The organism is Mesorhizobium sp. M1D.F.Ca.ET.231.01.1.1 (genome assembly GCF_003999155.2).
GTDB lineage: Bacteria > Pseudomonadota > Alphaproteobacteria > Rhizobiales > Rhizobiaceae > Mesorhizobium.
In genome coordinates this window covers 1-373 of record NZ_RZOZ02000104.1, presented here as the reverse complement: position 1 = coordinate 373, position 373 = coordinate 1, and the positions used below count along the sequence as shown (strand labels likewise).

Here is a 373-nt window from a genome sequence, read left to right as displayed (position 1 = left end):
AAGTTGATGCCGAACAGCACGCCCCAGAACTTCGTCATGTCGCGCCAGATGGTGCGGCGGGTCATGACATAGACGGTCTCCATCATGGCGATCAGGATGGAGAGGCCGAGGGTCAAAGGCACAAACAGGAAATGATAGAGGGCCGTCAGCGCGAATTGCAGCCGCGACAGATCGACGAGAAGAAAGTCGGACATGGGAGCATCCTTTCTGGATACAGCCTCATAGCGCCGGACGAACGCAGGCGACTTGATCTGGATCAATTCCTTTCGTCCTTGCGCGTGCGAAAACCTGCGCATGAGATCGCCAGCCGCTTCCGCCTCATCTCACGACCCAGCCGCCTCGGCGCCGGACGCTTTCCACGCGCTCGCCACCG

General features: G+C 59.8%; 1 protein-coding gene. It reads right to left on the bottom strand.

Annotation, left to right across the window (positions count from 1 at the left end):
- The coding region (locus EN874_RS32490; RefSeq protein WP_189396744.1) for a cytochrome ubiquinol oxidase subunit I at positions 1 to 194 on the bottom strand (194 nt) is incomplete at its 3' end.
- Between the last annotated feature and the right edge of the window lie 179 nt (positions 195 to 373).